Here is an 8,363-nt window from a genome sequence, read left to right as displayed (position 1 = left end):
GTCCGGGGCGGAGCCCCGGGGGGGGGCCGGGCGCAGCCCGGTGCCCCCTCCAGCCCGTCCGGCGTTTGAGGACCGGGTCCGGGCCGGCCCGGGGAACGGTGGAAGGGCGGGTAGGGGACGGCCCCGCGCAGCGGCACCCCGAAGCCGCCCCCGGGCCACCGGGTAAGAACCCGGTAAGCGCCGAAGCCCATCCGCCCCCGACCCCCCGCATACTCGGGGAATGACCTACGACGCCATCGTCCTGGCAGGCGGCGCCGCAAAACGCCTGGGCGGAGCCGACAAGCCCGGCCTGAGCGTCGGCGGCCGCCCCCTCCTCGACCGCGTCCTGGACGCCTGCGCAGACGCCCACCGCACGGTGGTCGTAGCCGGCCGCCGGCCAACGGCCCGGCCCGTCCAATGGGCCCGCGAGGATCCCCCCCGCGGCGGCCCCCTCGCCGCGCTGGACGCCGGGCTGCGGCACACCACCGCCCCGCTGGTCCTCGTACTCTCCGCCGACCTGCCGTTCCTGGACCGGGACACGGTCGCCGCCGTCCTCCGGACCCTCGACGCGCCCGAGCACCGCACCCGTGACGGAGCCCTGCTCCGCGACCCGGACGGCCGCGACCAGCCGCTGGTCGCCGCGTACCGCGCCGAGCCCCTGCGCAGGGAAATCGCCCTGCTGGCCACCGAACACGGTTCGGTGAACGGCCTCCCCCTGCGCTCCCTCACCGCCGAACTCGACCTCACCCCGGTCACCGCGGCTGCGCCACTCGCTTCCTTCGACTGCGACACCTGGGACGATCTCGCCGCCGCCCGCGCCCGAATCAGAGAGCATGGAACCGTGCTGGAGCAATGGATCACCGCCGTCAAGAACGAGCTGGGCATCGACGTCGCCGTCGACACCAAGACCCTGCTCGACCTCGCCCGTGACGCCGCCCACGGCGTCGCCCGGCCCGCCGCCCCGCTGACGACCTTCCTCGTCGGCTACGCGGCGGCCCAAGCCGAAGCCAACGGCGCCGACCCCGCGCACGCCGTGGCCGAGGCCTCCCGCAAGGCCGCCGAGCTGGCCCTGCGCTGGGCCGCCGAAGGCGAGGCGGCCGGTACCGCCGGCCCCGAAGCGACCGGACCCGAAGCGACCGGCTCCGGATGATGGCCAACCCCGGCACCGGCGCCGGCACCGACGCCGACCGCGACCTCGACCAGGCCCTCGCGCTGGTCAGCCGCGACCCCCGTGCCGACGCTGCCACCGCCACCGGCGGCGGCCACCGCGCAGCGAGCTGGCTCCGGGCCCGGGAGGCCGCCACCCGGGCCGGTTCGGCCGTCCGCGGCCGCACCCACCGGGTCCCCCTGGCCGCCGCCCTCGGCGAGGTGCTGGCCGCGTCCCTCGACGCCCTGGGCGACCTGCCCTCCTTCGACACCTCCGCGATGGACGGCTGGGCCGTCGCCGGGCCCGGTCCCTGGACCGTCCGTCCCGGCGAGAGCGCACTGGCCGGGAGCGAGCGCCCCGCGCCCCTCGCGGACGGCGAGGCCGTACGGATCGCCACCGGTGCCCGGATCCCCGCGGACACCACCGCCGTGATCCGCAGCGAGCACTCCCGCGAGGCCGGCACCCTGCTGTACGCCGAGCGTCCCGTCGCCACCGGCCAGGACATCCGCCCGCGCGGCCAGGAGTGCCGTTCCGGCGACCTGTTGCTGCCTGCGGGTTCCCTGGTCACCCCGGCCGTCCTCGGCCTCGCCGCGGCCGCCGGGTACGACGAGCTCACCACCCGCCCCCGGCCCCGCGTGGAGATCCTGGTCCTGGGCGACGAACTGCTCACCGAGGGCCCCCCGCACGACGGGCTCATCCGCGACGCCCTGAGCCCCATGCTGGGACCCTGGCTGACCCGGCTCGGCGCCGAGGTCATCGCGGTCCGGCGGCTCGGCGACGACCCGGCGGGCGCCGCGGCACTGCTGAAGGCCGTCACCGGTTCCACCGCCGACGTGGTCATCACCACCGGCGGCACCGCCTCCGGCCCCGTCGACCACGTCCACCCCGTGCTCGCCAAGGCCGGCGCCGAACTGCTCGTCGACGGGGTGGCCGTACGCCCCGGGCACCCGATGCTGCTGGCCCGCATCGGCGGCGCCGGCCCCGGCCAGGACCCGGTCCGCCACCTGGTGGGGCTGCCCGGCAACCCGCTGGCCGCCGTCTCCGGGCTGCTCACCCTCGCCGAACCGCTGCTGCGCGCCCTCGCCGGGCGGCGCCCGCGCCCCCGGTACGTGGTGCCCGTGGAGGGCGACGTACCGGGTCACCCGCACGACACGCGGCTCGTACCGGTCCTGCTGACCGAGGACCACGCCGTACCGCTGCGCTACAACGGGCCGGCGATGCTGCGCGGCGTGGCCGCCGCCGACGCGCTGGCCGTCGTACCCCCGAACGGGGCGCGGTCCGGACAGGAGTTGGAGATCCTCGATCTCCCGTGGGCCTCGGGGGGATGTTTCACGTGAAACTTCACGGATCCGACGCGATGGCACGCGGCGCCGACGAGAAACTCGTCTCGCGCCGCATCAAGCTGCCCAAGCGCATCGTCGAGAAGCCGCTCCGACAGGTCTCCCGACGCCTGTTGATGGCGCTGTTCGTGATGTCCCTGACCGTCCTGATCGTGTGGATCGACCGCGAGGGCTACCACGACAACGCCAACGGCAAGGTCGACTTCCTCGACTGCGTCTACTACGCGACCGTCACCCTGTCGACGACCGGCTACGGCGACATCGTCCCGTACAGCGACAGCGCGCGGCTGGTCAACGTCCTGCTGATCACCCCGCTGCGCGTGCTGTTCCTGATCATCCTGGTCGGCACCACCCTGGAAGTCCTCACCGAGCGCACCAGGGAAGAGTGGCGGCTCAGCCGCTGGAGGAAGAACTTGCGTGACCACACGGTCGTCGTCGGCTTCGGCACGAAGGGCCGCTCGGCCCTGCAGACCCTGCTGGCCACCGGCCTCAGCAAGGAGCAGGTCGTCATCGTCGACCCCAGCGCCAAGGTGATCGACATCGCCAACGCGGAGGGGTTCACGGGGGTCGTGGGCGATGCCACCCGCACCGAAGTCCTGCTGCGCGCCGAGATCCAGAAGGCCCGTCAGATCGTCATCGCCACCCAGCGCGACGACACGGCGGTCCTGGTCACCCTGACGGCCCGCCAGCTCAACCGCGGCGCGAAGATCGTGGCGGCCGTCCGGGAAGAGGAGAACGCCCCGCTGCTGAAGCAGTCGGGGGCGGACGCCGTCATCACGAGCGCGAGCGCGGCGGGCCGGCTGCTCGGCCTCTCGGTGCTCAGCCCGAGCGCGGGCACCGTGATGGAGGACCTCATCCAGCAGGGCAGCGGACTCGACCTGATCGAGCGCCCGGTGAACCGCTCGGAGGTCGGCAAGTCGGTCCGGGACACCGACGACCTGGTCGTCAGCGTCCTGCGCGGCCACCGGCTGCTCCCGTACGACGATCCGCACGCGAGCCCCCTCCAGCTGACGGACCGTGTCATCACGATCGTCCGCGCGACCCCGTCGTCGACGCCGCCCGTGATCCTGGGTTCGGCGGACTGACCGGAGCGGCCCCGGGGCGATAGCCTCCGGCCATGCATGCGATCACCATCGAACAGCCCGGCGGCCCCGAGGCCCTGGTGTGGGCCGACGCACCCGACCCGGTGGCCGGCGACGGCGAGGTCCTCGTCGAGGTCGCGGCGAGCGCCGTGAACCGCGCCGACGTCCTGCAGCGGCAGGGCTTCTACAACCCGCCGCCCGGCGCCTCGCCCCACCCCGGCCTGGAGTGCTCCGGCCGGATCTCCGCGATCGGGCCCGGGGTGTCCGGCTGGTCCGTCGGCGACGAGGTCTGCGCACTGCTCGCCGGCGGCGGATACGCGCAGCGGGTGGCCGTCCCGGCGGGCCAGCTCCTGCCGGTCCCGGCGGGCGTGGACCTGGTCACGGCGGCGGCCCTCCCCGAGGTCGTCTCCACGGTCTGGTCGAACGTGTTCATGGTGGCCGGTCTGCGCCCGGGCGAGACCCTGCTGGTGCACGGCGGATCCAGCGGCATCGGCACCATGGCGATCCAGCTGGCGAAGGCCGTGGGCGCGCGGGTCGCGGTCACGGCGGGCGGCAAGGAGAAGCTGGCGCGCTGCGCCGAACTGGGCGCCGACATCCTGATCGACTACCGCGAGCAGGACTTCGTGGAAGAGGTCCGGGCGGCCACGGACGGCGCCGGAGCGGACGTGATCCTGGACATCATGGGCGCGAAGTACCTGACCCGGAACGTGGACGCGCTGGCCGTGAACGGCCGCCTCGCGATCATCGGCCTCCAGGGCGGGGTCAAGGCGGAGCTCAACCTGGCCGCCCTGCTGGCGAAGCGTGCGGCCATCACCGCCACCACGCTCCGCGCACGCCCCCTGGAGGAGAAGGCGGCGATCGTCGCGGCCGTACGCGAACACGTCTGGCCCCTGGTCAAGTCGGGCCGCATCCACCCGGTGGTCCACGCCACCTTCCCCATGCGCGATGCCGCAGAAGCCCACCGAGTCCTGGAATCCAGCACCCACGTAGGCAAACTCCTCCTGACCACCTGACCCGCCCGGATCTATCCAGCCCCGCCGGAGTTTGAGGCGCGGGGTCTGGGGCGGAGCCCCAGGGGGTCCGGGGCACCGCCCCGGGGAACGGGCGAAGGGCGGGTAGGGGACTTGCCCCGCAGGGCCCACCCACCTGCACCCGCCCCGCGGAGCTACAGGCTGCGCAGCAGGACCGAAGGCGACTCGACGCAGTCGGCGACGTACCGCAGGAAGCCGCCCGCGGTCCCGCCGTCGCACACCCGGTGGTCGAACGTCAGAGACAGCTGCACGACCTGCCGGACCGCCAACTCCCCCTGGTGCACCCAGGGCTTCGGAATGATCCGCCCCACACCGAGCATCGCCGCCTCGGGGTGGTTGATGATCGGCGTGGACCCGTCGACCCCGAACACCCCGTAGTTGTTCAGGGTGAAGGTGCCTCCGGTGAGGTCGGCCGGGGCCAGTTTCCCCGCCCGGGCCAGCTCGGTGAGCCGGGCGAACTCCGCCGACAGCGACTCCGCGCTGCGCGTCTGCGCGTCCCGGACCACCGGGACCATCAGGCCCCGCTCGGTCTGCGCGGCGAAGCCCAGGTGCACGCCCGGAAGCCGGACGATCTCGTTCGCCGCGAGGTCCACCGTGGAGTTGAGCTCCGGGTGGCGGGCCAGCGCCGCCGTGCAGATCCGGGCGAGCAGCGCGAGCACCGAGATCTTGGGGCCGCCCGCGGCGTTCATCGCGGCCCGGGCCGCCATCAGCTCGGTGGCGTCCGCGTCGACCCAGCAGGTGGCGTCCGGGATCTCGCGCCGGCTGCGCGACAGCTTGTCCGCGACCGCCCCGCGCACCCCCTTGAGGGGGATCCGCGTGGCACCCTCCAGCGCGGCGGGAACACCGGCCGGAGCCACCGCCGACGGCTCCGGAGACGGAGCCGGGGCGCGCAGGGCCGTCTCGACGTCCGCGCGCAGGATCAGCCCCTCGGGTCCCGACCCGCGCAGCGCGCGCAGGTCCACCCCGTGGTCGCGGGCCAGCTTGCGCACCAGCGGCGAGATGACGGGTACCGGCCCGGCGACGACGGCCGGTGCGACGGCCGCCGGTGCCCGGACGGCAGGTGCCGTGACGGCAGGTGCCGTGACCGCCGCGGGAGCGGCCCCCGGCGCGGCGGAGCCGGGTCGCACCCGCCTCCGACGCGCCGGACGTGAGTGGTCGGAGCCGTAGCCGATCAGGGGCCGGGGCGCGTTCGCGGAGTCCGGGGCCCCTTCGGGGGTGACGTCATCGGCGGGCACGCACTGCGCGCCCACCGCCACCGTGATCAGCGGCGCGCCGACGGGCAGCTCCGTCCCCTCCTCACCGAAGCGGGCGGTGACCACGCCGCCGTACGGGCAGGGGACCTCCACCATCGCCTTGGCCGTCTCGACCTCGACGACGGGCTGGTCGATGGCGACGACGTCGCCGACGGCCACCAGCCAGCGGACGATCTCCGCCTCGGTCAGCCCTTCGCCCAGGTCCGGCAGCTTGAACTCCATGACCTGCGGCATCAGTTCTCCCACTGCAGACGGGCCACGGTGTCCAGGATCCGGTCCACGCCGGGCAGGTGGTGCTTCTCCAGCATCGGCGGCGGATACGGGATGTCGAAGCCGGTGACGCGCAGCACGGGCGCCTCCAGGTGGTGGAAGCACCGCTCCGTGACCCGGGCGGCGATCTCCGCGCCCGGTCCGCCGAAGCCGCCGGACTCGTGGACCACCACCGCGCGCCCGGTGCGGCGTACGGAGGCCACGACGGTCTCCTCGTCGAAGGGGACCAGCGAGCGCAGGTCGACGACCTCCAGCTCCCAGCCCTCCTCGCGGGCCGCCTCGGCCGCCTCCATGCACACCGGCAGCGAGGGCCCGTAGGTGATCAGCGTCGCGCTCGTGCCGGTCCGCCGGACGAGCGCCTGGCCGATGCCGGGGACCGCCGCGGGCGCCTCGGGCGACCAGTCGGCCTTGGACCAGTACAGCCGCTTCGGCTCCAGGAAGATCACCGGGTCGTCGCTGGCTATCGAGGCGCGCAGCAGTCCGTAAGCGTCCTCGACCGTCGCCGGGGTCACCACGGTGAGCCCGGGCGTGGCCACGTAGTAGGCCTCGGAGGAGTCGCAGTGGTGCTCCACGCCGCCGATCCCGCCGCCGTACGGCACCCGGATGGTGATCGGCATCGGCATCGCGCCGCGGGTGCGGTTGCGCATCTTCGCCACGTGCGAGATGAGCTGCTCGAAGGCCGGGTACGCGAACGCGTCGAACTGCATCTCCACGACCGGCCGCAGCCCGTACATGGCCATGCCGACGGCCGCGCCGAGTATGCCGGCCTCGGCGAGCGGGGTGTCCGTACAGCGGTCCTCGCCGAACTCCTTCGCGAGGCCGTCCGTGATGCGGAAGACCCCGCCGAGCGCCCCGACGTCCTCGCCCATGACGTGGACGGTCGGATCCTCGGCCATCGCGTCGCGCATCGCCCGGTTCAGGGCCTGGGCCATGGTCGCCGGCTTGGCCGTCGGCTTGGTCGTCGGCTTCGCCGCCACCGTGGTCATGATCCGTCCCCCTCTTCCTGCTCGGCCGCGTCCAGCTCGGCACGGAGCATGGCCGCCTGCTCGCGCAGCCGGCCGGTCTGCTGCGCATAGACGTGTGCGAAGAGGTCCATCGGGTCGAGCACGGGCTCCGCGTTCATCCCGTCGCGCAGCGCCGCCGCCATCGCCTCGGCCGCGTCCTTGGCGGCCTGGATGCCCGCCTCGTCCAGCAGGCCGCGCGAGGTCAGCTCGCGCTCCAGCAGCTCGACCGGGTCGTGCGCCTTCCAGGCCTCGACCTCGGCGTCGCCCCGGTAGCGGGTGGCGTCGTCGGCGTTGGTGTGGGCCTCTATGCGGTACGTGACGGCCTCGATCATGGTCGGTCCGCCGCCGGACCGGGCCCGCCGGACCGCCTCGGACAGCACCTCGTGCATGGCGGCGATGTCGTTTCCGTCGACGAGGCGGCCGGGCATCCCGTACCCCACGGCCTTGTGGGCCAGGGTCGGGGCGGCGGTCTGCTTGGCGAGCGGGACGGAGATCGCGAAGCCGTTGTTCTGGACGAGGAAGACGACCGGCGCCTGCCAGACGGCGGCGAAGTTCATGGCCTCGTGGAAGTCGCCCTCGCTGGTGCCGCCGTCGCCGACCATGGCGAGGGCGACCACGTCGTCGCCGCGCAGCCGGGCGGCGTGCGCCAGGCCGACCGCGTGCGGCAGCTGGGTGGCGAGGGGCGTCGACAGGGGGGCTATCCGGTGCTCGCGCGGGTCGTACCCGGTGTGCCAGTCGCCGCGCAGCAGCGTCAGCGCCTGTACGGGATCCAGTCCGCGCGCCACGGCCGCGAGGGTGTCGCGGTAGCTCGGGAAGAGCCAGTCCTGCTCCTCCAGGACCATGGCTGCGGCGATCTCGCACGCTTCCTGGCCGACGGTGGAGGGATATACGGCCAGACGGCCCTGCCGGGTGAGGGCGGTGGCCTGGGCGTTGTAGCGGCGGCCGCGCACCAGCTCGGCGTAGCACCGGCGCATCAGCTCGGGGTCGAGCCGGTCGGCGGCCGGGGTGCCCAGCACCCGGTACGGCTCGGGGTCCGGGAGCAGCGGGGCGGCATCCGTACGGGGCCTCCAGGCGGGCGGCGGGGTGGAGCGGTGGGACGCACCGGCACCGGGCAGCTCTTGGACCGTCATGGCGGCGTACACCTCCTCGTGGGAAGCGGGCAGGGAGGCCTCGGGTGTGAGGCCCCTCACCTACCGATTGTTCGGTTGTCCGGGCAATTTGGCTACAGGCGGCGCCAGGCTGTGGACAAAGTGGCGT

7 protein-coding genes are annotated in these 8,363 nt (G+C 74.1%); 4 read left to right on the top strand and 3 right to left on the bottom strand.

Annotated features, from left to right (window positions below):
* The first annotated feature begins 220 nt into the window (after nt 1-220).
* Genes ACFWNV_RS28295 through ACFWNV_RS28280 form a run of 4 tightly spaced genes read left to right on the top strand, consistent with a single transcriptional unit; the run spans nt 221 to nt 4,561 of the window.
* Nucleotides 221-1,129: an NTP transferase domain-containing protein gene (locus ACFWNV_RS28295; RefSeq protein WP_383952461.1), complete on the top strand. Its 909-nt coding sequence runs from the start codon at nt 221-223 to the stop codon at nt 1,127-1,129.
* Nucleotides 1,129-2,463 carry a molybdopterin molybdotransferase MoeA gene (locus ACFWNV_RS28290; RefSeq protein ID WP_383952464.1) on the top strand — a complete coding sequence of 445 codons (1,335 nt, stop codon included), beginning with the start codon at nt 1,129-1,131 and terminating at the stop codon, nt 2,461-2,463. Before ACFWNV_RS28295 ends, ACFWNV_RS28290 begins: the two co-directional genes overlap by 1 nt.
* Nucleotides 2,451-3,551 carry a potassium channel family protein gene (locus tag ACFWNV_RS28285; RefSeq protein WP_383952459.1) on the top strand — a complete coding sequence of 367 codons (1,101 nt, stop codon included), beginning with the start codon at nt 2,451-2,453 and terminating at the stop codon, nt 3,549-3,551. Before ACFWNV_RS28290 ends, ACFWNV_RS28285 begins: the two co-directional genes overlap by 13 nt.
* Nucleotides 3,552-3,583: 32 nt before the next feature.
* Nucleotides 3,584-4,561 (top strand): NAD(P)H-quinone oxidoreductase, encoded by a 978-nt coding sequence (locus ACFWNV_RS28280; protein WP_383952457.1) that lies wholly within the window; start codon nt 3,584-3,586, stop codon nt 4,559-4,561.
* Nucleotides 4,562-4,713: 152 nt separating this feature from the next.
* Here the strand turns inward: ACFWNV_RS28280 and ACFWNV_RS28275 are convergent, their stop codons facing one another.
* The 3 genes from ACFWNV_RS28275 to pdhA are packed head-to-tail and all read right to left on the bottom strand — an operon-like array spanning nt 4,714 to nt 8,236.
* Nucleotides 4,714-6,066, bottom strand: a complete 1,353-nt coding sequence (locus ACFWNV_RS28275; RefSeq protein WP_383952455.1) for a dihydrolipoamide acetyltransferase family protein — start codon at nt 6,064-6,066, stop codon at nt 4,714-4,716.
* Nucleotides 6,066-7,088 (bottom strand): alpha-ketoacid dehydrogenase subunit beta, encoded by a 1,023-nt coding sequence (locus ACFWNV_RS28270; protein WP_383952453.1) that lies wholly within the window; start codon nt 7,086-7,088, stop codon nt 6,066-6,068. The genes ACFWNV_RS28275 and ACFWNV_RS28270 overlap by 1 nt, the downstream gene beginning before the upstream one ends.
* On the bottom strand, nt 7,085-8,236 hold the full coding sequence (gene pdhA, locus ACFWNV_RS28265; protein WP_383952463.1) for a pyruvate dehydrogenase (acetyl-transferring) E1 component subunit alpha: 1,152 nt from the start codon (nt 8,234-8,236) through the stop codon (nt 7,085-7,087). The genes ACFWNV_RS28270 and pdhA overlap by 4 nt, the downstream gene beginning before the upstream one ends.
* Nucleotides 8,237-8,363: the final 127 nt, after the last annotated feature.

Origin of the sequence: Streptomyces sp. NPDC058401 (genome assembly GCF_042722885.1) — a bacterium.
In the GTDB taxonomy this organism is placed as follows: Bacteria; Actinomycetota; Actinomycetes; order Streptomycetales; family Streptomycetaceae; genus Streptomyces.
This window is presented reverse-complemented; position numbering and strand designations above follow the sequence as displayed.

Coding starts and splice junctions, on each gene's coding strand:
- ACFWNV_RS28295 (WP_383952461.1), top strand. CDS start 221: ATGACCTACGACGCCATCGTCCTGGCAGGCGGCGCCGCAAAACGCCTG.
- ACFWNV_RS28290 (WP_383952464.1), top strand. CDS start 1,129: ATGGCCAACCCCGGCACCGGCGCCGGCACCGACGCCGACCGCGACCTC.
- ACFWNV_RS28285 (WP_383952459.1), top strand. CDS start 2,451: ATGTTTCACGTGAAACTTCACGGATCCGACGCGATGGCACGCGGCGCC.
- ACFWNV_RS28280 (WP_383952457.1), top strand. CDS start 3,584: ATGCATGCGATCACCATCGAACAGCCCGGCGGCCCCGAGGCCCTGGTG.
- ACFWNV_RS28275 (WP_383952455.1), bottom strand. CDS start 6,066: ATGCCGCAGGTCATGGAGTTCAAGCTGCCGGACCTGGGCGAAGGGCTG.
- ACFWNV_RS28270 (WP_383952453.1), bottom strand. CDS start 7,088: ATGACCACGGTGGCGGCGAAGCCGACGACCAAGCCGACGGCCAAGCCG.
- pdhA (WP_383952463.1), bottom strand. CDS start 8,236: ATGACGGTCCAAGAGCTGCCCGGTGCCGGTGCGTCCCACCGCTCCACC.